The organism is Lacihabitans sp. CCS-44 (genome assembly GCF_024343735.1).
GTDB lineage: Bacteria > Bacteroidota > Bacteroidia > Cytophagales > Spirosomataceae > Leadbetterella.
Genome location: NZ_RJUE01000058.1, coordinates 99,056 through 122,847 on the forward strand (window position 1 = coordinate 99,056; position 23,792 = coordinate 122,847).

The following is a 23,792-nucleotide window of genomic DNA, read 5'->3' on the forward strand; positions in this document are numbered from 1 at the left end:
TCATTTAAGGTTTTAAATGAGGCTAAGTTTGTAATAAAAATTAATCTATTGGAAACGCAAACTCTTTGTTATCGATAGGTACGTTCATTTCAAGTTTTTCCATTGCCATAGTAAAAGCTACTTGGCCATTTATTTTTTGGCTCACTGTAAATGGAAAAAATAGGCCATTAACTTCTTGATAGTCACTCATCAATGTCTCTACTGCTACGTCCTTCATTTGGCCTTTTTTGCCCACACTACGGTTCATTATAAGTACACCGTTTTCTTTGTCGAAGAAATAATAACTGAAGTCTTCCTCTTCTTTACCATCCACTTTGACTGGCTTTTTAGTCAGTTTTATTTTGTAGCAATCCGTGCCTTCTACTTTTTCTTCACCATCTAAAGCCACACTGTAACCTTTAGTTTTATAGTCGAGAAATGGATCAGGAAAATCTAAAGATTTTGCAGCGTTTTCGCTGTCTTCGGCTTCACCTTTTTCGGCTTTCATAGTCATAAAACTTGTTTTCCACATTTCTTTGCCATCAAATGCCGAAATAGTAATGTCTTTACCTTGGAAATTGATGGTTTGCTTCATCAAATTTGGAGCTTTTTGAAGGCTAGTTATTGGAAATTCCATGCCACCTTGTTTGCCTTTTGCTGTCATTTTTACTGATTTCACTTCAGCCCATTTGGCTTTACCACCAGTAACCTCAAAATACTTGTTGATGATGTCATCGGCAGTTTGTGCCTGTGCGAATGTAGCTGCGAAAGTTAAAGCTGACGCAAATAAAAGTTTGATTGTTTTTTTCATTTATATAGAGATTAATTGATTGGGTAAAAGTAGAGAAAGAGATTTTATTTCAAACCATAAAAGTGTATGAATGGTTTTATTTTAATGATAATGGGACTTATTAAAATTTAAGAACATTAGGGCGATTTTTCTAAATCGAAAAGGAGAAGTTGTATTATTGAATTATACTACAGCTATCATATGCCATATTAATTCAAAAGTTTCGTTTATTACCTCATTTCTTTTATTCTCAGAAAGTTCGTTTGAGAGCAAATATTGGTTAATGCTGAAAGTGTGGCCACTTATGAGGGTAAAGATTATTTCTAAATTCATATTTTTCAAAACGCCCTCATCAATAGCATTTTGTAAAAGTCCTTTCAAAGGTTTTACATATTTTTGAACCTCCTCTTCTGCAATTTTTTTAAGATATGGAGAAGAATTAAACTGCTCCATAAACTTAAATTCGGATTTGTGTTCGGTAGCCCAATTGAGCGTAGCTATATAGTATTTTTTTAAAATTTCTTTGAATGAATTCTCCAGAGAAATACTCTCTGTGATTTCACAGCCTAACTTGCCTTTAATGTCTAGATAGAGAGCTACAACCAAATCATCTTTGGTAGGGAAAAAATAGAATAAAGTACCGCTCGAAATTCCAGCTTCTTTGGCGATTTTACTGGTGGGCGTGTTATGGAATCCAAATTCCACAAAAAGCCGTAGGGCGGCCTCCAACACGCTCGTTTTTTTATCCATGATAGTTTATTTTTACACTTTTCCACCATTCAGTAAACTTTTGATTGAGGTCATTTAAATTCACTTTTTCGCCTATCATTGGCGTAATGATGTTTAGATTTTCGGCTTTGTTGTTTTCTATAATTTTGTTTAATGGCTCATCCCAACGATGATTGGCCAGTGCAAACTTAGACGAATGTACTGGAAACAGACGCTTGGCTTTTAAGTCCTTTGCCGCTTGGAGTATTTCGTGAGGCATCAGGTGTATGTGTTTCCAGCTTTTGTTGTATTGTCCGTTTTCAAGAATTGCCAAATCAAATGGTCCGAATTTCTCTCCAATTTCAGCAAAATGTTTATCATATCCACTGTCTCCGCCCAAAAACAAGTTTTGACTCGGTGTTTTTAGTGCAAAAGATGTCCACAAAGCTTGGTTTCTCTTTATCATTCTTCCTGAAAAATGACGTGCTGGTGTGGTATTTACCAAAAAACCGCCACCAAGATCTATGGTTTCATTCCAGTCTTTTTCTATAATGATTTTGGGATCATATCCCCAGTATTCGAGGTGTTCGCCAGTGCCTAAGCCCGTTATCACGGCCTTAACTTTTGACTTTAACTTTACGATTGTTTTGTAATCAAGGTGGTCGTAGTGGTCGTGCGAAATAAACAAATAATCGATTTCTGGGAAATCATCTACCGAATATCTGTCTGTGCCTTCAAATGCTTTGGTGGTAAAAGACAGAGGCGAGGCATTACCACTCAAGACTGGGTCCATGAGTATTTTTTTTCCGTCGATTTGTATAAAATATGACGAATGCCCAAACCATATCAAGACGTTTTCTTTTAGGTCTAAGTGCAATAAATCGGTTTTGTGGGACGGAATCTTGGTTTCAGGTTTTTGACCTTTTTTGTCTCCCAAAGCAAATTCTTTCATTACAGTATAATACGTTGCACCTTCTGTTAAATCAGGCGTAAAGCTCTGATTTTGAAAGGCTCCATCTCTGTAATTGGGTGATTTTTTTATACGTTTTAATCTTGCTCCAGATGGCATTCTTCCAAAAATGGCCATTCTAAAAAAGGCATTTAAGCTCATTACTGCTCCTATAATAAATATTAAAATTACTGTTCTTCTTTTCATATAACTGACTAATCAGTCAGTAAAAGTAGGGAATTGCTAGGACACTTGCAGTTTTATTTTTTATGAATGGTTTTTTGATATGATAACTGGTATTTTGGATTAAAATATTTGAAAATTAAGCTTGTTGAAGCTTTGCCAGAGCTCTTACTGGAAAAGTACCTACACCTTTGAACTTGGGTGGAATCGCACTAAACGTAAACCCATCTTGTGGCAGTAAATAGAGATTACAAAGATGTTCAACAATCAATATTTCGGCACCTAGAAGTGTCGAATGAACTGGGCGGGTGTTGGTTTGGGTGTTGTCTATATTGTGAGAGTCTATACCTACCAATTTTACTTGGCAATCTCTCAAATATTCGGCGGCTTCTTGTGTTAAATAAGGGTGATTTTCGTAATATTTTTCAGTATTCCAATGGTTTGACCAATCGGTGTGAATTAATACTGCACGATTTCTTATTTCAAATCCTTCGAGGTGTTGTTTTGTTACGGCCAATGTTTCGCTAAATGAAACTGAAATTTTGATTCCTTCTAAATCAGTAAACGCCTCTAAACCCACTTCTGAGAGGTCTTTGCCGTCTGGGAATCTATGAAATGGACAGTCAAGATAGGTACCTGTGTTGGTCACCATTTCTATTTTGCCAATCTGAAACTCTGTACCTTCTTCGTAAAACTTTTTGGAATCTTCTCTACTCAAATAATCGCAAACAATAGGAGCGGGAAGGCCTTTGTAAGTTACTAAACCATGTTCTATGGTATGACTGAGGTCTATTAACAATGAATTTGCTGTTTTTGTGCCAATAGGTTTTCTTTTGTGTGGCTCAGCAAAAACGATTTTATTCAGAATTTCAACCCAACCAACCATCAAAAGCCGCATATCTGCTACTAAATAATCTGCCAATTCTTTATCTGAAATAGTATCTGTAGCAATATCTAGCCTAAAATCTTGCCCTTTCAGACTTCCTCCGTTGGTGAAATATATCTCAAAATTAAACTTTACTCTTTTGTCCATATTTATTTGTGAAATTAGGGATTAATCCAATTAGGTTAGAAAACTATTTTTGGCGAAACAAAAAGTGTATTTTACTTTAGGCATTTATGTCAACTCAGGAAGCAAAAACTGCGAGATTCTCGAAGAATCTCGCAGTTTCTCGCAATTTTATTCAATATAAGACTTTCTAAATTCCTTACAAATCGTTGGCCTTGCTTCCCAATATTTTGGTGCCACTTATTTCCTCGTATTTGTCTTGTGACACCGTGAAGCCATCGAATTCTGTAAAACGGGTGTACTTGCCCACAAAGCGGAGGTTTACACTGTCTACTGAGCCACTTCGGTTTTTGGCTATGATAACCTCGGCCATGCCCTTTGTGCTTTCACCAGTTTCGGTTTCTGTAATTTGGTAGTATTCAGGACGATACAAAAACATTACGACATCGGCATCTTGCTCAATCGAGCCAGATTCTCTCAAGTCGGATAGCTGAGGACGTTTATCTCCTGCACGTGTTTCTACCGATCGGCTTAGCTGAGAGAGTGCTATAACGGGTATGTTTAGTTCTTTGGCAATTGTTTTGAGCGATCGAGAAATTGCCGCAATCTCTTGTTCACGGTTCATACCACCCTTGCCATTGCCAGCAGTCATAAGTTGCAGATAGTCAACTATTAGTAAGCGAATATTATGAAAAGCCTTAAGTCTTCTGGCTTTCGTACGCAGCTCTAGTACCGATAGGGCAGGAGTGTCGTCAATGTAAATAGGTGCGGTGGCCAAATTGTTAAGTCGAGAGTGCAAAGCATGCCAGTCTTCCGTTTCCAAATCCCCTTTTCTAAGTTTTTGTGAGTCTATTTCAGCTTCAGCAGATATCAATCGGAGCATTACTTGCTGGCTGCTCATTTCAAGTGAAAACAAAGCCACGGGCAATTTAAAATCTATGGCGGCGTTTCGGAGTGCTGATACCACAAATGCCGTTTTACCCATACCAGGCCTCGCCGCAATGATGATAAGTTCGGTATTGTGCCACCCGCCTGTTACTCTGTCTAATGAAGGAAAACCAGATGGAACACTGGCAGATCCACCATCCTGTTCGGCTTTATTTTTGAGCTCTTGGATGGTTTTCTGAACCACCATCTGAAGGTCGGGTATGTTTTTGTTGAGGTTTCCTTCTTGTATTTCTCTTAGATTTTGTTCGGTACTATCGAGCAAATTAAACACGTCGGTGGTGTCTTCATAGGCTTTTGTCACTACATCACCCATTATTTTTACTATGTTGCGTCTGATGGCATATTGTACAATTATGCGAGCATCGTGCTCAATGTGGCTAGAAATTGACTTGGCACTGATACGAGCCAAATATGCCGCTCCGCCAATAAATTCCAGCTCCCCAGAAAGCCGAAGTTGATTCGTTACAGTTAGCAAATCCACAGGCTCAGATTTTCCAAAAAGCAACAAAATAGCTTGGTAGATGGCTTCGTGTTTTTCTGAAATAAAGCTGTCGGGTTTAAGGACATCTATCACTGTAGTGAGGGCATCTTTTTCTTTTATGACTCCACCCAGCACAGCAGCTTCTAATTCAATTATGTGCGAAGACTGCTGAAAATCAAAGATTTGCTCAGGGTTTCGTTTTGGTTTTTCAGGAAATCTTCTTCTTTGTTGTTTCATTTTATGAAATTACTACCTGTTGAGTCTAATTTTAGCATAGACACCTCTTCTTTTTTACCCACACCCAAAGGGAAAGTTTTAGGTTTTTTATTGTTGAGTAAAGAATTGAAGTTTCGAGAAATAATAAAGTTTCCGCCCGATACGATTACATTGCCAGTAGAGGAGAAAGTATAATAATTCGTGGGAACACTTCTGGAATACAGTCTAAATTTATACTCACCGTCTTGCGAAAGGTTATACTCTAACTCACCACCTACCGAAAGCTGGCCAGTGGTGGTGGCGTTTATGTTGTTTTCAAGGCTATTGATAAATGAACTTTTTCCGCTAAGTTTTATACGGTTATTCAGGAATCTGTAACTAAAATTGAGCTGCATGTTGTTCAAAATATTCTCTCTAAAATCACCAAATTGAACTCCCAACTCTAAGTTTGGATTGAGTTTGTTTGCAAGGTTTCCAATTTGGTTTGACAGCAAATTGCTCACATTATCTATTAAAAACTCTTGTGCCATGGCAGCCGCAATATTGTCAGGGAATATCTCATTGAAAACCAATATACTAGATACGTTTCGACTCAATAATTGTTCATCGTTTCGGAGTTTTTGCTCAAAACCTAAAAGGTCAGATTGTCCGATTATCGGGATTTGCTTCAGGTCAAAATTTATATCATATTTGATGGTAGGCGTCAGAAGTCTATCGGACAATATCACGGTTACATTTACTGGAAACCTTGCCGAAGTATTTGCTAAGTCATCAGATATGGAAGACGGAATCGGAATGTTGGCGGTATAATTGGCCCGAAGATCTAAGTTGGCATCATAAGGGTCTCCTGACCATGTGATTCGGCTACCATCCACAATATTAAATTTGCGGAGCGAGGCTAGGTTTTGAAAACTGAAATTGTATTTGCCACTTCTGACCACATAAGGGCCGCTGATAGTAAAATCGCCACGGGTATCATACAATATGCTTAATCGGCCCTCGCCAAATACATTGAGCACGTCATTGTTGGTTCGGTCAAATATGATTTCGCATTCAGCATCTTGGGTAAAGCTTAGATTAAAAGCTATTTTTACTCCTCCTGTTTTAATTTTAGGTTTTTTGGTTTTCAAGATTAATGTAGAGTCAATCTTTTCAGCTTTTTTTAAGAATGGAATTCCCTCTTGTTTGAGGTCAATTTTCTTCCCACTGTCCATTGGAATCGTAATCTTCGTGCCTTTTTTGCTGTTTAAATTACCTGTCACTACAATGTTTTCAAAGTCTCCAGTCATCTGCAAATCTCCACCCGCAAAGGCTGTTCCGTAGAATACATCACTCTCGAAAGATTTCAAATTCAATACCTTAAAGCCATTGCTACCTTTTATGGAGGCATTGAGGCCTACCATGAATTTGCCAGAGCCACCATTAAAAACACCACCTTGTATAGTAGCTGAGTTGCCTCCAATGGGTGCGTCTCGCACTGTGATGCCCTCAGGTGCAGCCACAAAACCTTCTTCGTTGAGCAATACTTTATCATCAAAATAGATTGTCGTTCCTGAAGATATTACTTTCAATGAGCCTTTATTTATATTTATTTGCCCTTTGAAAATTGGATCTAAAGGAGTTCCGAAAATCTCTACATCACCTTCTGCAAGGCCTGTCATGTTGGTCATTACTCCTGTCAACATCCCCTCAAACATCTGTAAATTTAGATTCCTGACTTTGGCTTTTAGATTAAGCGAATTGTTTTTTATTTCTGGATCATAGTAGCCGTTCATTCTGAATATTTCTTCAAATTGTCTGAATACACTTCCGTTAATCTTTAACTTATTCGCCAAGTTATCCCAGTTGGCTTCAGTAGTTACTGTACCAATTAAGCTGTTGCGATATTCAAGGTTTTCTATGTGAAGGTTACTCGTAAAAAGTGGGTTTTTATAATAATCACGCAATCGAAGTTCACCATTAGCAATTCCTTTGGTTTCTACGTTTGTAAAAGGTTTAAGGGTAAGTAAATCAAAATCCTGAACTGTCAAAATGGATTCCTGCTTTGGATCGTTTGAAACTATGCCGTTGAACCTAACTATTTGATTATTATTCGAGAGTTTTAGGTCGTTAAAAACTATCTTATTCTCCAAAACATTGATAAGGTTGTTCTCTGAAAACGTCCATTTTTTATCAATTAAGAACACTTTACTGTTTTTTGGATTAAATCGTATGTCAAACCCTTTGGGCGTAAACTTTACTGACCCAAAAAGCCCGATGTTGCTGTTACTGTTTTGCTGGTCAATTGATGCATCAAAGTTAATAGTGTTAGCTTGGTCCCAAAATGCATTTGCATAAAGGTTTTCTGTAAGAATTCCATTGCTGATTTTCTGATTTTTCGAAAACAAAATTAACGATGTCAGAACCTCTGGGGATTGGGCATATTTTGAAGTGTTAAAGTCTATTGTTGACTTATAAAATTCGTTTCCTTTATAACTTACACTGTCAAGTTCTCCTTCTAACGAAAACTCAGAGGTAACTCTTGATAAAAATTTTCCTTTTAAAATCGAACCTGCTGATACATAAATATTGGGGTCAAAGAAGCCAAAAAAACGTCTACTGTCTTTAAAATAAAGCCGATAGTTGGCATCATAGAAGTTGGCGGGGGCATTTTTTGCAATATTTTTGGCTTTGTAATAAGCCATCCTGTTTTCTTCAGTTTCATCAAAATAAAGTTGATATTCCTTTACTAAAACACCTACATCAGATATTATTTTGCTGGGCACAAAGTTGCCATTTAACTCAATATTGAAAAATTCTGATACCATCGAAAAACGTCTTTGGTTTTCGTAAATGCCAGAATTAAAATATAATGAATCTACTGCCAATGAGTGATTCTCGTTCTCTAAAACCGTATTTGAAAATCTTGCTCTACCGATCCAGTCGTCCAATTTATTGCCTATAAAATCGAAGTTTATGGTTGATTTTATCTTCAGGTTTTCTTTAGAAATTCCGAGAGGCTTAAGGTTAGCGTTTTCGAGCAATCCTTTTATTTTAAAAGTATTAAGCTCTTTATTTAGGTCGGCTCTACCTTCCACTTGAGCGGTAATATTGGGATCTTTGATGTCTATATACCCATCAAAAATAGACTGACCAAGGTTGCCATCAACTATAATATTTTTGTAGGTATAACCATTGTAGCCAATTTCTGAAACTTGACCGTCAAGCTGTAATAAAGCACTTTTTACTTCAAAACCTGTTCCGTCAATTTTTCCTTGAAAAGAGAGTTTTTCTAATGAAGGTTCATCAAAAAGCTTTCCCAAATCCAGTTGCTGAATATTTAGGTCGCCTTTGTAAGTGGCGTCAGCGGCAATCTGGACTTCCATTTCGCCATTGATTTTGCCCAATCCCAGTGCATTCAGCTCTGACTTGGTCTTGAAATTATCATAAACACCGGCAAAAGTCCCAGAAAAATCAAGTTTTTCAATCTTCTTTATGTATTTCTGAAAATCAGGGTTTTTACTATATTGACTTACATCTTTAGCCAGCATCGTTGAAGGCTTTAAAGACAAAGTTGTATTGGTTTTTTTTAGATTAGGAAATCCCTTAAAGTTTACGTCTCCTTTTAGGTTGGAGCTAGTTCCAAACTTCAAGTCAAATTCTTTGAAATTTAAATCAACATACAATCCATCCATTTTGGCAGAAAGAATGTAACGTTCTTTGTAATTGTACATATCAGAAGCAAACCTGCCTAAATCTTGGCTATCTAGAATGCTATTTTTAAGATTTGCATTCATTTTTACCTTTCTAAAAAAATCATTGAAAGCAGATGGTCTTTCGTATAAGAAATGAAGCTTGTTACCCACATATGATTCATTGATATACGCTGAGAGATTGTCTAGCAGCATAGCGGTCTTGCAATAAAGAAAATCAGTTTTGATATCTTTAATTTTCAAGTCGCTTCTGTAATCTACAGCTGAAAGGTTCGTGGTTTTAAATGCGACTGTATCACCCAAAATAAGTACGTTTTCAATATTGGCATTTATTTTATCGAACCTAAAGTTGTAATAATCAAAGGTTTTGTCAGGGAAACGATCTCTTCTGGCATCACTGAGGCTTACGTTTCCGTTGGTTATATAGGCGTTGTCTATCGTGAATGGTTTGTTTTGATTTGGAACAGATTTTTTTGTTGAATCTTTTCCGATTTTTTCGATGGCGGCTATCCAATAGTCAATATTGAGCTTTCCTGTTTTGTCTTTTACAAGTTTTACTTCAGGATTTTTGAGCAATACATAGTCAAGATTATTATCGAATTTAAATATTTTGCCGGTGTTGAAAGTGATGGAAGGAATATAGTTTTTGTCGAATCCAATCTTAAGATTATTTGCAAGATCAAAAGTGAAGTTGGTTTTACAGTTTACATAGAGTTCTCTGACAAAAATCATGTCTCTGCCTTCAAGGTCTTTTATGTTAATGTCCTCAAAAGTTATTTCATCAAGCCAAGAAATTCTGGCTTGCGAGATGGTTACATTTCCACCAACTTTTTCACTAAGCCACTCTGTGGCCTTTTGGGTGATATTTGTCTGTACTTCAGGTAGTTGTAAGGAGTAATACGCCAATATCGACAACGATACTATCAACAAGACTACTATTCCTGTAATATTTATTAGTATGTTGAATATGCGTTTCAAATTCCTTTGTTTTATAAAAATATTAAAGCCTAAAATGCTTAATGTCAAGATAAAATAACCCACTAGGAGATATTTGTTGAGAATTCTTTACCAAATCCCCAAATCTACCCGACTATCAAACTGTGCTCTTTGGCTTCTTATGCTCTTCTGCGTATCTTTGCTGTTAGAATTAACCCACAAAATTTCTTAAAAATAATGATAATAAAAACTAAATGCCTCTAAATACTCAAAATATAGTCATTTTAGCGATAGAGTCTTCTTGTGATGAAACTTCGGCTGCGGTTATTTACAACGGCAAAATGTTGTCTAACATTGTGGCTTCACAAATCATTCATGAGCAACATGGCGGCGTTGTACCCGAATTGGCCTCAAGGGCTCATCAACAGGATATTGTGAGGGTGGTAAATGCCGCAATTGTGGAAGCTGAAATTCAAAAAAACGAACTTTCAGCGATTGCATTTACCCGCGGGCCTGGTCTTTTGGGTTCATTACTGGTTGGGACTTCCTTCGCCAAAGCCTTCGCCCTCGGATTAGACATTCCGCTGATAGAAATCAACCACATGCAAGCCCATGTGTTGGCACATTTTATAGATGAACCTAGGCCTAATTTCCCGTTTCTATGCTTGACAGTCAGCGGTGGGCATACGCAGATAGTGTTGGTAAAGAGCCCTTTGGATATGGAAGTGCTTGGCGAAACAGCGGATGATGCTGTTGGTGAAGCTTTTGATAAAGCAGCCAAAATGTTGGGTTTAGGATACCCTGGCGGCCCCAAAATAGATCAGTATGCGGCTCTGGGCAATCCAGAAGCATTTGAATTTCCAATATCTGAGATGCCCAGCTATAGTTTTTCCTTCAGCGGAGTGAAAACTTCCTTGCTGTATTTTATTCAAAAACACGGGCAGGATTTTGTAACTGAAAGATTGAACGACATTTGTGCCTCTTATCAACAAACATTAATCACTACTTTGATACGCAAAATCAGAAAAGCCGCTAAAGAATTGAAAATAAAAGAAATAGCTATCGCAGGGGGTGTATCAGCCAATAAGGGCCTGAGAAATGCTCTTCAAGTAGAAGCAGATAAGCAGAGGTGGTCTTTGTATATTCCTGATTTTCAGTATTGTACTGACAATGCTGGCATGATAGCCATGGCAGCACATTTTAAATATTTAGAGAAGGAATTCTCACATCAGCAGGTAAGTCCCATGCCGAGGTTTCAGATTTGACTTAGCATTTTCTGCATTTTTTTGGTAATTAAATGTTAACTGATGCGTTCAATCATTTAAAATATTAATTTTGAGTTCTAAAATCAATCTTGCCTTTAAAATATGAATCTTCCAATTCTCAAAAATTTGGCTTCTGGTAAATACAGCTTTCTGATAAAACTGTCATATAGATTTTTTTATTTAGGACTGGGGGGATTCCTTTTTTTTATAATTGCACTTAATTTTAATCTTTTTTGGCTTTTTGGTAAAATGCCATCGGTAGACGACTTGGATAACCCCAAAAGCGATGTGGCCTCGGAGATTATCTCTTCAGACAACAAGATTTTAGGTAAGTTTTTTTTATATGAAAATCGAAGTAATATGACTTTTGAGGAAATTCCTGAAAGTTTTATTAATGCACTCATAGCCACAGAAGATGTTAGATTTACCAAGCATTCTGGTATAGACGCTCGCAGTATGCTAAGGGTTTTTGGTGGATTAATTACTTTCAACAAAAAAGGAGGTGGTAGCACAATTTCTCAACAATTGGCCAAAAATCTGTTTAAACTTAGACAAGATGAATCCTACGAAGGGCTTCTTTATAAAGTACCGGTGTTGAGAACTTTAACTATTAAGGCCAAAGAATGGGTAACTGCCATAAAACTCGAAAGGATTTATACCAAGAGTGAGATAATGACCATGTATCTCAACACCATAGAGTTTAGTAGCAATGCTTATGGTTTAAAATCAGCGTCCAAAACTTATTTTAAGAAGCTTCCCAAAGATTTAGAACCAGAAGAGTCCGCTCTTTTGGTGGGCATGATTCAAAATCCTTCGAAGTATAACCCTAAGTTTTTTCCAAAAAATTCGAAATCAAGAAGAGATGTGGTAATTTCTCAAATGGTGAAGTTTAATAAACTTACACCAGAGGAGGGTGAGTCAATGACAGAGATACCTATTGTACTCAATTACGCTCCTGAAAGTCACAATTATGGAGTAGCTCAGTATTTTAGAGAATATCTGAAAGACATTGTGAAAAAAGACCTCAAGAAGCTAGGCTACGAAGAATCAGATTTGTACACCAAAGGATTTAAAATATACACAACCATAGACTCTCGTATGCAAAATTATGCTGAGGAGGCTATGAAAACCCACATGAGAGACCAGCAAACAAAGTTTAACAATGTTTACAAGTACAAAAATCCTTGGGTACAGCGGAAAAGTGAAAACTCAAGCCAGTATGTAGAGATTCCCAATTTTATAGAAAACAATGCCAAGCGTACCGAAATCTATAGATTTTTAAAGGAAACCTATGGCAATGACGACAAAGCTATTCTTGCTCGGATGCGTGAGAAAGTTCCCATGAGGGTCTTTACTTGGAATGGCGAACGGGACACTGTAATGTCACACATAGATTCTATAAAACATTACAAGCGTTTTCTCAACATAGGTATGCTGGCCATGGATCCTCGGAATGGCAATATTAAAGCCTGGGTTGGGGGTATAAATTTTAAACATTTTAAGTTCGATAACGTGAATCAAAGTCGAAGGCAACCAGGTTCTACGTTTAAGCCTTTTGTTTATGTAACAGCTATTGATAATGGTTTTTCTACATGCGAAAAAGTAGTGGATGAACCTATTACGTTTGGAGCAGAAGATGGACTTTCAAGATCTTATACACCCAAAAATTCTGATGGCAAATATTCATATGCATCACTTACTTTAAGACAAGCACTTGGGCAATCAATAAATTCTGTCAGTGCTAGGCTAATCAAAGAATTTAAACCGTCTAAAGTTATAGAGTATGCCCATCAATTGGGTATCAAAAGTGAGTTGCCCAATTCACCTTCGCTTTGTTTAGGAGTAGGAGAGGTTTCTTTATTTGAACTTTTGGCTGGCTACGCTGTATTTGCAAACCAAGGAAAATATACAGAGCCCATGGTTTTGGTGAGGATTGAAGACAAAAACGGACAGGTGGTAAAGGAATATCTTCCAGATCAAAAAGAAGTATTAAGCAAAGAAACGGCTTATAAAATGATACATTTAATGCGTGGAGCCACTGCTGGTGGAGGTACTGCCGTAGGATTAGGAAGGTTTGGCGTGTTAGATGGTAATGAAGTTGCTGCCAAAACTGGGACAACTTCTAATTTCTCTGATGGGTGGTTTATGGGTATGACCCAAGACCTGATAGGTGGAGTTTGGGTCGGCGGTGAAGATAGAGCCATTCACTTTCAAAGTATCGAACTAGGACAAGGGGCACGTATAGCCATGCCAGCATGGGGTTTATTTATGCAAAAGGTATATGCCGACAAAGATATAGAGTATAAGAAGACCAAATTTTTAGTGCCTGATGGTATCAGGATAGCTGGAGACTGTGTGCTGAGCCCGAATGAAGGATTTCCTGTGCCACAGGGAGATCTTGGAACTCAGCCAGCCTTGAAACCGGCAGACGACGACGAGTTGCTCTAGAGATATTTGGGCTTTGAACTTCTGTTGGTTTTAGGATAGATTCATTCAGTCTCTGTAGGTTTTGCTATTTGAAGATTCGATAAATGCCTCACTAATTTACTTTTCAAATACTATGTTTCCTTTTGCATCTAAAATTACAATTTTTTTAGTCTGGCTTCCTTTATTTTATTTTCAGAGCGAAGATTATAAAACCCTTCAAGGAAAAGCACAAGGGAGTACATACAGAATTGTGTATGAAACCAAAAACGGAGTGGATTTTTCTAAATCTGTGGATAGTTTATTTAACTTGGTTGACCAGAGTATGTCCTTATGGGTCAATACTTCTTTAATATCTAAAATAAATGCCAATCAATCTTATGGGCTTGTTGATGAACATTTTATGAAGGTATTTCAAACTTCTGAAGCTATATCAAGAAAAACCAAGGGTTTCTTTGATGTGTCTGTTGGGCCACTTGTGAAGGCTTGGGGATTTGGCAAAAATAAAAATAGGCTTGTTCCTAATATGGAGACTTTGGATAGTTTAAAGAAACTTGTAAACTACAAAAACATAAAAATAAAGGAAGGGAAAGTCGAAAAAAAGTATCCAGAAATTCAGCTTGATTTCAATGCCATTGCTCAAGGCTATACAGTAGACTTGATCTCAGAGTTTTTGGTTCAAAATGAAGTAGAGAATTTTTTGGTAGAAGTAGGAGGAGAAGTAAGAGCAAAAGGTAAAAATAATAAGCGAGAAACTTGGAAAGTAGGAATAGAAAATCCAAATAACGAAAATAATCTTCAGGCGATAGTTTCTCTTGATAATAAATCGTTGGCTACTTCGGGGAGTTATCGTAAATTCTTTATTAAAGATGGGCAAAAATACTCCCATGCGATAGACCCTCATTTAGGTAAGCCAGTTGCTCATAATGTGTTAAGTATGACAGTTTTAGCCAATACGTGTGCAGAGGCAGATGGATTTGCTACAGCGTTTTTAGTAATGGGGTTAGAAAAGGCTAAGTATTTTGCAAAAAAGCAGAAAATTGATTTTCTGGCCATTTATGAACAAAATAGCCAAATAAGTACATTCGCAACTGCGGGTATGAAAAGCGTAATTTTAGAAAATAAATAAAGAGAGCCTCAGCAAATAACTGAAGCTCTTTCAAAAATATTAAATATCGCAGATTTCTACACATCTTTTCAATGATGCCAGCATACCGTCTTTATCTTTTGGAGTAGGCACAAACTCTTGTCCTAAATATCCTTTGTAGCCTGAATCAATGATGGCTTTAATTACTGCCGGATAATAGATTTCTTGGGTATTGTCTATCTCTTTTCTGCCAGGCATGCCCCCTGTATGATAGTGACTGATGTATTTACCATATCTTCTTACATTACGAATATGGTCACCATGCATGCTTTGCATGTGGAAAATATCATATAACATCTTGAAACTCTCAGAGTTTACCATTTCACACAATGCCGCTCCCCATTCTATGGTGTCGCACATGTAATCTGGGTGGCTATCTTTCGAACTCAAAAGTTCCATGGACAATATCACTCCGTTTTTTTCACAAACGGGGATGAGTTTTCTAATGATTTTGGCACAGTTCATCATACCTGTCAGATCTGTCATTCCATTTCTGTTTCCAGAAAAACAGATGAGGTTTTTAATTCCGTTGGCCGCTGCTTGCGGAATGAGTTCCTCATATAGTTTTATGAGTTCTTCGTGATTTTTTGGATTGTTAAAAAAGTTATTCAGACCCATGCCTTTAGGCCAATCGCCCCATCCTATGGCACATGTTAAGCCATATTGCTTCAGAATTGGCCATTCTTTTGGACCAGTCAGTTCTATAGAAGCCATGCCTATATCCTTTACCCCTTGGCAAAGCTCTTCAAATGGAATCGATCCATAACACCACCTACATACCGAATGTTTGATGTTGCTTTTGAGTGGTAAATTATTAGATGAACTTGCAGCTTTTACAGCAGAAATTCCAGTAAATGATATCGCGGAGGCTGTTCCAAGCGACATCAACATTTTTCTTCTAGATGTTTTGTTTTTCATTTTAAGATTGATTGAATATGTTGCTCACATAATCATTTTTCAGTTATAATCCGTTTGTCGAAATATCTCTAATTGGGATTTTGCCAAGCGTTCTATTTTTTTTTCTAAAAATAAGCTTCTTTGTGTCTTTCTACAAATTAATTAAATGTTTTATCTATGATTTTTATCATTTTTAATTTATTTTTGAAATAGAACCTTTGTGAAGGAATACTAAAAAAATAATTGATATGGACGCTAAAACACTCGAAAATCTTGTTGAAACCAACAAAATGTATCAGCTAGTGACTGAAAGATTAGAGGTAATAGACCCCGCAGCACAAGATATTTATACGAGATTTAATATGGAATCAGAATTGATGGAGCTCATTTTGGAGCTGTATCACAACGACGAAGAGGAATTTCAATATCAAAAACTTCATAAATTTTCTATTGAGCAAGTATTGTCTTATTTGCAGGCTTCTCACAAGTTTTATTTGTCGAAAAAACTGCCAGAAATTGAGCAAACAATGATGCATATTTTTAATAAATATGGACACACGCATCAAATACTTGCAAGTCTGACATCTTTTTTTAACGATTATAAAAATAGATTGATTGAACACATCAGAATGGAAGAGAAGACTTTCTTTCCTTACATAAAGAGTTTGATTATGGCTTCAAAAGGAGAAATGTCTTCGAAGGAGGTTGATGAATTATTGAATAACTGTTCAATTGCTTCTTTTGACGATAACCATGATCCGATAGAGGATGACCTGAAGTCTGTGTCCTCTATTATTCATAGTTATTCGGCCAATGTTGAAACACCTCTTCCGTATCGTGTGTTTTTAAACCAAGTGGAGTTATTTGAAATGGAACTTCGCAAACATGCCATCATTGAAGACCATGTTTTGGTGCCTATGGCTCGTGAAATAGAGTTAAGATTGAAACAAGCTTTATGATTTGTTGAAACAGTCTCATTGGGTCAGGAAAAGACCTTTTCTTGTCTCAAGAATCCTTCATTTTTAGCTTAAGTTCGCAGGCAATTTTGCCAATTCGCTTGCCGTTTTTCAGCCCTTCCTCATTAGACATTCTGTAGTGAATTCCTCCATAGAGTCTAGAAAGGGCTGCTTCTTGGGCAAACTCAAAGAAAGAGTCAAATGAGCGAGGCTTTAGTCCACGAGCTTCGTGAGAGTTGTCTACAAAATGATAGTTATATCCAAACATGTCTGACAATACTGCCGCAATAGCACCAGAAACAGTACCATGGCCGGATGTATACTCGGGAAATGGGGGATTTTCTAAAAGCGATTTCCAATTGGGATCTATGGTGGTTTGTATAAAGCTGGTAGGGCGAAGTATGTTGTATTTGAATTTACATTTCCAACAAGAGATAAAGGCATCGTTTACTGCTATTCCAATTCTGCAAAGAGTTTCAGCCGTTTTTTCAAGATTAAAATTCTCTTTTTTTATCAATTGTAAAGCAATGGATACCCCATGTCCTGGTGGTGTAAAAGTTTTTCCAGCATCATCTGCCCAAAACAAAGCAATTTCTTTTTGTTCTTCGGATAAATTTTTGCCTACACTGTAAACTTCCACAGCTTGTGAAAACATGAGTGAGGAGTTGCCTATATCACATTTTGGAGGTATTGGTAAATCAAAGTCAGCATTGCCTTTAATAAATGTGCGATTTGAACCCCAATAGGGCTGAAGAGCGGACTGGTTTCCTATTGGAGTCCACATACATGACCCTGGTGATGCTTTGAAATCTTTTGGGAAATTATTTTTTTCAGCATTATGTCCTCCATCATTTTTTGAGTATTTGTAAATGGCATTTGCTATTTCTTCGCCATACTTTACTGATGCTTTATAAATCTTTTCATTAACTCCTTTTTTGAGTTTTAGATTGATGGCATCTTTCAGCTCTGTTATTATTGAAGTATTTTCTTTATTATTTGAGGAATAAAGTGCCAGAATAATTTCTGACTGGGCATTGTTCGCAACTATTTCCCAGTCATAAGTTTGGTCTTTTTCTGGCAATGGAAGCTTATTCAGCTCTTGTAATTCTCCAGTTAAGGATTTGTAATGTGGCATGCCATGCACCAAAGATTCGTAGAGTGTTAGTCCTGAATAACCCAAGGCTCTTGAAACCACAGGAGGTGTAAAGCCGGGAGTTCTAGGAATCAGTTGTAACTGAAGTTCAAACCATTTTGTAGCCACATCATGGCTGAGTTGAGGTACTTTACTTTGACAAAATCCATTTTGGAAGGTGACAAAAAGTAATAAAAGGGATAATATTTTGGAAATATTTCTTCTCAAAACCTCAAAATTAAATAGCTCTTTAGTAAAGTTACTAAGAATTATACTAGTTTTTAAACTTTAGTTTCAAAATATTCTGTGCAATAATCTTGCCGTTTTCATATCCATTTGAACAAGAAAATTCGTAGTGAATTCCACCATAAAGTCTGGATTTGGATGTTTCTTCTCCATATTTGGCAAAATTATCATACTTTCTGTTTGGTAATGTTCCAGCATAGGAGTTGTCTTCGAAGCTATAATTAGCTCCAAGGATACTCTCAAGGATAGTCACAGTTGCCCCTGCTGCAGTGCTATGTCCAGAAGTGTACTCAGGAAAAGGAGGGTTGGTCAGTAATGGATCCCAGTTTTTATCAATTGTTTGTTTGATATATGTACTCGGCCTCATCAAGTAATAATTGTATTTTCCTCTCCAACAACTGATAAATGCATCATTGAGACTCAAGCCTACTTTTACATAAGCTAGAGCTACTTCATCAAGTTTGGATTTTTTCTTGAGAAAAATTTCTCTTGCAACATTGAAATGGTGACCAGGAGAAGTAAATGTTCCAGTTCCATCTGCAAAGAAGTTAGCTATGGCTTTTTCATCTGAAGTTAAACTTTTTGAAGCATCATAAACCTTTTTAGCCTCTGAAAAAAAAGTAGTGTTCTTCTCAAAAGAAAATGGTACTGGTATTTTTAGCTTATCTTCTTCATTTGCTTTTACCAGCGGACGATTTTTGCCCCAGGCTGGCAAAAGTGGAATCAACTGTGAACTTGTGGCTTTCCAGTATCCAATGCCTGTTGGCACAACGTAACTTTGTGGGAAATTCGTCAAGTGTCCAGTTGCTCCACCATCTGTCTTCGAGAACTCATGAATAGAGGTTGCCAATAAAGCCCCATATCTTACAGATCTATCTATAACTTCGTCTGTGGAGCCTGTTTTTAATTTATTTTCGTAAACTACCCTTACTGAATCAAGCTTGCTTTTATTTTTATCACTGGTCGTGATAAACAATTGAGTAAGTAAAGTATACTGAGCTACACTAGCCACCAACCCCCAATTGTAAACTTTTGTAGTGTCTACAATGGGAAGCATAGCTAATCCATTGAGTTGACCTTTGAGTGAATGGTGCCCTGGCATGCCTGCTACCACGCTTTCATACAATGCCAACGAGGTATATCCTAGTGACCTAGCTGCTACCGGTGGTGTAAAGCCAGGAGTTGACTTTATCAAATCCAAGTGAATTTTTAACCAATCAGAAGCTAACTCTCCATCAAATGTGGAGACTGCAGGTGAGGGGTTAGAAACTACTGGGTCTATTGCATCAGAGTCTTTTTTGCACGAAACAAAAAAAGAAAATGCGAACAATAAACTTATGATAATTTTTGTGTCCATTCAATAAGTTTTTTAAAGATATTTCCTTCAAAAATCTTGCCAAAATTAATTTTTTCTAAGTTTTATAATTATTTGAAAATCAATCTGAATATAAAAAGTTTGGTACCTTTTATTAATTTTTTAATATTAATATTAAATTTTTCATTATTATTTTTTACTTTGTGTATCTAAAAAACCTAAACATCATGCCTACGTCAGTAAAAACTATTTTAAGCAATAAAAAGATACAAACTATTCTTTCGATTCTGCCATCTGCCACGGTTTTTGAAGCTTTGGAGGTTATGAGCAATTACAATATTGGAGCATTGTTGGTAATGGAAAACGAAAAACTTGTCGGGATTTTTTCAGAAAGAGATTATGCTCGCAAGGGGATTGTGCAAGGTAGGAGTGCTAAAACGACTTTGATATCCGAAGTTATGACAGCAAATGTATACACCGTAGAGTCTAAAATGACCTCGAAAGATTGTATGGAAATTATGAATGCTCGTAAGTTTAGACACTTGCCCGTAGTAGACGGCGGCACCGTGATGGGCGTTTTGAGCGTGGGAGATATAGTAGGTGCTATTCTTGACGAGCAGAAAGAACACATTAAATACTTGGAGAGTTATATTGTAAATGGCTGATAGTTAGTTGTTAGTCTGGATTTGATACAAAAAAAGCACTTGAGGGTATTTTCAAGTGCTTTTTTGTTATTGTCGAGCATTTATTCGGCAGAGGCTTCTTTTGGTGGGAAAAGTAATGAAGCACCTATACTTATTGCTAAAATCAATACTATCACTATTAACGAATGTAAATTGTTGAACCCAATGCCCTCTAACCAATGATGTGCGAGCATTTTAACACCTATAAATGTCAATAGAACACCTAGGCCGTATTTGAGGTAAGCAAACATATCAATGATGTTGACCAAGAAAAAGAACATCGAACGTAAGCCCATTATGGCGAAAACGTTGGAGAAAAATACGATGTAAGGGTCTTTGGTAATACTAAAAATAGCGGGAATTGAATCTACCGCAAATATGACATCGGTAAAAGCTATAACCACTATAACCACAAACAAAGGCGTGATAAAAAGCTTGTTAGCTCGGTATTTATGTCTGAAGAAAAATCTATCTGAAACAAATTTTTCATAAACATTAAAGAATTTGGAGGTTATTTTTACCGCTGGGTGATTTTTGGTATCTATATTTTCTTCTTCGTCTTTAGAGAAAAGAATTTTTATACCTGTATAAACCAAAAACGCTCCAAATATATAAAGTATCCACTCGAACTTTTGAATGAGGGCGGCACCTAAAAATATAAATATGAAACGCAAAACAATAGATCCAAGAATACCCCAAACCAATACATCTTTGTAGTTTTTCTTCCTAACACCGAACGAATTGAAAATCAAGATAAACACAAAAATATTATCTACCGAAAGTGAGTATTCTACCAAATAACCTGTGATGTATTCCAGAGCCATGTTGTTCTGGAAAACCTTCAGATTTTCGGCGTAGTCTGAGCCGAGTTTCAGGTTTTTGTAATATAACTGTTGGATGGTATCCAAATGACTTGCATCGCTGATGTCATGGATAAAGTAGCCGTAGTTTCTTAGAAAAAAGTAAAACCCAACCGAAAGCCCTACCCAAATAGCACTCCAAAATGCCGCTTCTTTGAATTTCACGATTCCCGCCTTTTTGGAGCTAAAAGCTCCGAGGTCGAGCAGCATCACAAATATCACAAACAAGGCAAAAGCCCCAAAAAACAAAACTTCGTTTGACATGTATTTTTTATTACTATAAACTGAATTAAGTCGCAATTTGCACAAAAAAACGCAAAAATGGATAGTTTTTGACGGAAAAACTCTTAAAGAGGTTTAGATTACAGAACCAAGTTCTTCAGCTATTAGTTTAAGAATTCCCCTTTTTTTGCCAATGGTGTTCATGATGATTTCGAGGTCTTCATCGGTGGCAGTGTCCACTTCTTCTACTAGTACATCTATTTCTTTCTGAATTTTCTCCTTTCTAATTCTTAATACCATACGGTAAGAAAACTCATTTAACATTTCCTCATATTTGGGAATGAAAATCTCGAATTTGTTCCATCTTTCACTAAGTTCGTGCTTTGGGCTCAGCCAACTTATGGCTACGTCTTGTATCTGGGGGTTGGGGTTCGATGAAAACATTTGGCTCGTGGGAACATTACCGTTAAGATATTCCGTTCGATAAAGTTGATAGATTTCTGAGAATAACGGCGTTTCTATAATTAGATCGTTGGTTTCATGCAAAAGATAGTCCGCCAAGGTGTGTTCTTGACCAGTTTCTTCGTCTTTTTCGATTACAAAATGCCCGTAAAGCACCAAGTCTTTCACCAAAGCCTCTTCTTGTACATTGTGTTTTTTGAGGGTATTTATGATATCTAACTCCTGATTTCGAGCCGGTGGTGCAGGGCTTATGACTCCTCCATCTCCTTTTTCCGTTCGTTTGTTGTCACCAATTTTAGTCTTAACTATCTTGTTGCCCTCATTTATCAGAATATTTTCGTCAATTTGCAGCATTTTGGCCACTTCCTGATAAAAAACGGACCTCTTTATTGGATTCGGAATTTTGGTTATCGAACTCACCAAATCGGCTATTAGCTCGGCTTTCTTTATGGCGTCGTCACCCACATCGGCTAATGAAAGCTCCGTTTTGAAGTTTATGAAGTTCTTTTGGTGGCTTTTGACATATTCTGAAAACGCCGCACCGCCTACTTTTCTAATATAACTGTCGGGGTCGTCTCCATCTGGAAAAACCACAGACTTTACGTTCATGTCTTCCTCCAAAATGATGTCAATACCTCGCAATGACGCTTTTATGCCTGCGGCGTCACCATCATAGAGCACCGTAATGTTTTCGCTAAACCTCCTTATAAGTCGCACTTGTTCAGGTGTTAACGACGTGCCTGAAGAAGCCACTACGTTTTCTATTCCTGCTTGATGCAACGAAACCACGTCGGTATAACCTTCCACCAAATAACAATTATCAGCTTGTCGAATGGCGTTTTTGGCTTGATAAATGCCGTAAACTATCTGGCTTTTGTGGTATATTTCGGTCTCGGGTGAGTTGATGTATTTTGGAGCTTTCGGGTCGGTTTTGAGTATTCTGGCACCAAAAGCTATGGGTTTGCCGGCTACGTTGTGTATCGGAAATATCACTCTTCCCCTGAACCTATCTATTTTTACATCACCTTCTTTTACACTTATCAGACCCGCTTTTTCGAGAATATCGCTGCTAAATCCCGCCTTTTCGGCTTTTTTGACAAACTCGTTTCTTGCATCCAAGGCGTAGCCGAGTTGAAACTTTTCAATCGCCGTTTTTGAGAATCCCCTTTCTATAAAATAAGATTGTCCCACACTTTGGCCTTCTTCTGTGTTGGCCATGGTTTCGGTAAAATACTGCTGAGCATACTCTAGCACTATAAAAAGGCTCTCTTTTTCGTTTTGGTTGATGAGGTCTTGGTCGGTAAATTCACGTTCTTTGACCTCAATATTGTATTTTTTTGCCAACCACCGCAAAGCATCTGGGTAAGATAACCCCTCCAAGTCCATTACAAACCTTAGGGAGTCGCCGCCTTTACCACAACCAAAGCATTTGTATATGCCTTTTGCTGGTGAAACGTTAAAAGAAGGCGTTTTTTCGTTATGAAACGGACAGCAAGCTATCATACTCGCCCCTCTTTTTTTGAGGCTCACAAACTCGCCGACCACTTCTACAATGTCGGCGGCTTGAATAATTTGCTGAACGGTATCCTGAGGTATCATTCTGTAAAATTATCTTTATTTTTCTTTCCAAAAAACTTTAAAGTGAGTTTAAGCTAAATATGACTGTTAAAAAACACAACACTAAAAAGGTAATTTAAACCATAAACTGATCAAAGGCATTTTTTATCTTTTAGTTTTTATCAACTTTTGCAAAAAAAAACTCTTTTTTTTAAACATTAAGTCCAATTAATAGGACACCTGATTGCTTTTTTTATTTTAAATATTTCAACTATATGAATTTCAAAATGGTTTTGGTTGCGAATAGAGTAGCCCTTTTTGTCGTATATTTTTGGTTTGGTCTATTAAAAGTCATCGGTCTTTCGCCTGCTACAGGCCTAGTAACTGATTTGGCTCATGCAACTTTGCCGTTTGTAGAGGCCGATAAATTTATTGTTTTGTTTGGTATATTTGAATGTTTGGTGGGACTTATGTGGCTTTGGCCAAAACTGGCTAAAATGGCCTTTTGGTTTACAATTTTTCATTTAATTACTACTTTTTTGCCAACTATCTTTCTTCCTGACGCTGCTTGGAATCAATTTTTTACACCAAGTTTGGTTGGGCAATACATAATCAAGAATCTTGTCATCTTAGCTTCTATTTTTACATTGTATTTTGCTTCTGAGCAATCACGATTAAACACAAGAATTTGATTTACAATTAAATGCCTTGTTTTGGCTTTGTATTGTACCAAAA

General features: G+C 37.0%; 17 protein-coding genes. 6 read left to right on the forward strand and 11 right to left on the reverse strand.

What is annotated here, in order from left to right:
• Positions 1 to 40: 40 nt before the first annotated feature.
• The 6 genes from EGI26_RS12955 to EGI26_RS12980 form a co-directional block, all read right to left on the reverse strand.
• Positions 41 to 790 (reverse strand): outer membrane lipoprotein-sorting protein, encoded by a 750-nt coding sequence (locus EGI26_RS12955; RefSeq protein ID WP_255078896.1) that lies wholly within the window; start codon positions 788 to 790, stop codon positions 41 to 43.
• Between the two features lie 162 nt (positions 791 to 952).
• Complete coding sequence (locus EGI26_RS12960; protein ID WP_255078897.1) at positions 953 to 1,519, reverse strand: TetR/AcrR family transcriptional regulator; 567 nt, start codon at positions 1,517 to 1,519, stop codon at positions 953 to 955.
• Positions 1,512 to 2,633 (reverse strand): MBL fold metallo-hydrolase, encoded by a 1,122-nt coding sequence (locus tag EGI26_RS12965; RefSeq protein ID WP_255078898.1) that lies wholly within the window; start codon positions 2,631 to 2,633, stop codon positions 1,512 to 1,514. The genes EGI26_RS12960 and EGI26_RS12965 overlap by 8 nt, the downstream gene beginning before the upstream one ends.
• Before the next feature lie 115 nt (positions 2,634 to 2,748).
• A complete protein-coding gene (locus EGI26_RS12970) occupies positions 2,749 to 3,642 on the reverse strand; it encodes a cyclase family protein (protein WP_255078899.1) in 894 nt (297 codons plus the stop codon).
• A 175-nt stretch (positions 3,643 to 3,817) separates the two neighbouring features.
• On the reverse strand, positions 3,818 to 5,284 hold the full coding sequence (dnaB, locus tag EGI26_RS12975; RefSeq protein ID WP_255078900.1) for a replicative DNA helicase: 1,467 nt from the start codon (positions 5,282 to 5,284) through the stop codon (positions 3,818 to 3,820).
• A complete protein-coding gene (locus tag EGI26_RS12980) occupies positions 5,281 to 9,933 on the reverse strand; it encodes a translocation/assembly module TamB domain-containing protein (protein ID WP_255078901.1) in 4,653 nt (1,550 codons plus the stop codon). Before EGI26_RS12980 ends, dnaB begins: the two co-directional genes overlap by 4 nt.
• A gap of 212 nt (positions 9,934 to 10,145) precedes the next feature.
• On the opposite strand from EGI26_RS12980, the gene tsaD reads away from it, so the two are divergent.
• The 3 genes from tsaD (at position 10,146) to EGI26_RS12995 (ending at position 14,709) form a co-directional block, all read left to right on the forward strand.
• Positions 10,146 to 11,156 carry a tRNA (adenosine(37)-N6)-threonylcarbamoyltransferase complex transferase subunit TsaD gene (tsaD, locus tag EGI26_RS12985; protein WP_255078902.1) on the forward strand — a complete coding sequence of 337 codons (1,011 nt, stop codon included), beginning with the start codon at positions 10,146 to 10,148 and terminating at the stop codon, positions 11,154 to 11,156.
• Positions 11,157 to 11,405: 249 nt separating this feature from the next.
• The gene (locus EGI26_RS12990) at positions 11,406 to 13,604 is read left to right on the forward strand and encodes a transglycosylase domain-containing protein (protein ID WP_255078907.1); all 2,199 of its coding nucleotides are present in this window, start codon (positions 11,406 to 11,408) and stop codon (positions 13,602 to 13,604) included.
• 112 nt (positions 13,605 to 13,716) lie between these two features.
• Positions 13,717 to 14,709, forward strand: a complete 993-nt coding sequence (locus EGI26_RS12995; RefSeq protein WP_255078909.1) for an FAD:protein FMN transferase — start codon at positions 13,717 to 13,719, stop codon at positions 14,707 to 14,709.
• Between the two features lie 39 nt (positions 14,710 to 14,748).
• Here the strand turns inward: EGI26_RS12995 and EGI26_RS13000 are convergent, their stop codons facing one another.
• Positions 14,749 to 15,645 (reverse strand): hydroxypyruvate isomerase family protein, encoded by an 897-nt coding sequence (locus EGI26_RS13000; RefSeq protein WP_255078910.1) that lies wholly within the window; start codon positions 15,643 to 15,645, stop codon positions 14,749 to 14,751.
• A 227-nt stretch (positions 15,646 to 15,872) separates the two neighbouring features.
• Between EGI26_RS13000 and EGI26_RS13005 the strand changes: the two genes are divergently transcribed.
• Positions 15,873 to 16,583, forward strand: a complete 711-nt coding sequence (locus tag EGI26_RS13005) for a hemerythrin (RefSeq protein WP_255078911.1) — start codon at positions 15,873 to 15,875, stop codon at positions 16,581 to 16,583.
• 46 nt (positions 16,584 to 16,629) lie between these two features.
• Here EGI26_RS13005 and EGI26_RS13010 read toward each other — a convergent pair whose 3' ends face one another.
• Positions 16,630 to 17,940, reverse strand: a complete 1,311-nt coding sequence (locus EGI26_RS13010) for a vanadium-dependent haloperoxidase (protein ID WP_255078913.1) — start codon at positions 17,938 to 17,940, stop codon at positions 16,630 to 16,632.
• A gap of 46 nt (positions 17,941 to 17,986) precedes the next feature.
• Positions 17,987 to 19,315 carry a vanadium-dependent haloperoxidase gene (locus EGI26_RS13015; protein ID WP_255078914.1) on the reverse strand — a complete coding sequence of 443 codons (1,329 nt, stop codon included), beginning with the start codon at positions 19,313 to 19,315 and terminating at the stop codon, positions 17,987 to 17,989.
• 185 nt (positions 19,316 to 19,500) lie between these two features.
• On the opposite strand from EGI26_RS13015, the gene EGI26_RS13020 reads away from it, so the two are divergent.
• Complete coding sequence (locus EGI26_RS13020) at positions 19,501 to 19,938, forward strand: CBS domain-containing protein (protein WP_255078915.1); 438 nt, start codon at positions 19,501 to 19,503, stop codon at positions 19,936 to 19,938.
• Positions 19,939 to 20,018: 80 nt separating this feature from the next.
• Here EGI26_RS13020 and EGI26_RS13025 read toward each other — a convergent pair whose 3' ends face one another.
• Both EGI26_RS13025 and dnaG read right to left on the reverse strand, forming a co-directional pair.
• Entirely contained in the window at positions 20,019 to 21,080 is a 1,062-nt protein-coding gene (locus EGI26_RS13025) for a TerC/Alx family metal homeostasis membrane protein (protein WP_255078917.1), read from the reverse strand.
• Between the two features lie 93 nt (positions 21,081 to 21,173).
• Positions 21,174 to 23,099: a DNA primase gene (gene dnaG / locus EGI26_RS13030; RefSeq protein WP_255078918.1), complete on the reverse strand. Its 1,926-nt coding sequence runs from the start codon at positions 23,097 to 23,099 to the stop codon at positions 21,174 to 21,176.
• Positions 23,100 to 23,332: 233 nt separating this feature from the next.
• On the opposite strand from dnaG, the gene EGI26_RS13035 reads away from it, so the two are divergent.
• Complete coding sequence (locus EGI26_RS13035; protein ID WP_255078919.1) at positions 23,333 to 23,749, forward strand: hypothetical protein; 417 nt, start codon at positions 23,333 to 23,335, stop codon at positions 23,747 to 23,749.
• The last annotated feature ends 43 nt before the right edge of the window (positions 23,750 to 23,792 follow it).